General features: G+C 68.1%; 1 protein-coding gene and 1 pseudogene. Both read right to left on the bottom strand.

Annotated elements, in window-relative coordinates:
* Positions 1-49: 49 nt before the first annotated feature.
* Positions 50-445 carry a DUF3040 domain-containing protein gene (locus SSOG_RS33245; RefSeq protein WP_009718649.1) on the bottom strand — a complete coding sequence of 132 codons (396 nt, stop codon included), beginning with the start codon at positions 443-445 and terminating at the stop codon, positions 50-52.
* A 276-nt stretch (positions 446-721) separates the two neighbouring features.
* Positions 722-835 (bottom strand): annotated as a pseudogene (locus tag SSOG_RS51465) (SAM-dependent methyltransferase); the annotation flags it as partial.

Below are 835 nucleotides of genomic sequence, written 5' to 3'. Positions count from 1 at the left end.
AAAAAAAAAAAAAAAAAAGCACCCATACGTTCTCAGCCAGTGAACCCGCTCAGTGGCCCTGCTCGTCCCGGCGGCGCTGCCACCGCTCCTCGATCCGGTCCATCATGGAACGGCGCTGGCGGCCCTGACGGCGGGGCGGTCCGGCCCCACCCGCCCGCTGCGCCTCACCAGGCTTGGGCGCCTTGCGCCAGCCCGTCACGGCGAGCACCGCACACCCCAGCATGATGAGGAAGCCCACCACGCTGATCCAGATCTGCGGAACGATCACTCCGACCATCAGGAGCGCGATGCCGACCAGAAATCCCGCGACCGCCTGGTAGACCCGTCGCCGGGTGTACGTGCGCAGGCCGCTTCCCTCAAGCGTTGTCGCGAACTTGGGATCTTCGGCGTACAACGCTCGCTCCATTTGCTCGAGCATGCGCTGCTCGTGCTCCGAGAGCGGCACGGAGTCCTCCTACTCGTCGGTCGCGGGGGGCGACCGGGGTGCGACCCTTTCAGGATAGGCAGGGAATCGCCCCCGTGAAACCCGCCCCTCAGCGCCAATTCGCCCACCGTTACGTGTGTGACGAAAGTTGACACTGAGACGTCCATTCCCCTCCCGCCGATTCGCCATGCCGGACGGTGTACCCCGATCATACGGGGCCGGACGGCCGAGCGGGTGCCCTGTGGCCTACTCCACCTGCGCCATCCGTCACGGAACGGGGCGGGGTCGGCGGGGCCGTCAGTCCCGCTCGGCGAGGACGTGCAGCTGGGTGGCGACGGAGTGGAAGGCGGGCAGCTCGGCGGCGGCCTCCTCCAGCCGCAGGAGCGCGTCGAGGGCGCCGGGCTCGGTGTC

Origin of the sequence: Streptomyces himastatinicus ATCC 53653, from assembly GCF_000158915.1 — a bacterium.
GTDB classification, from domain to species: Bacteria; Actinomycetota; Actinomycetes; order Streptomycetales; family Streptomycetaceae; genus Streptomyces; species Streptomyces himastatinicus.
This window is presented reverse-complemented; position numbering and strand designations above follow the sequence as displayed.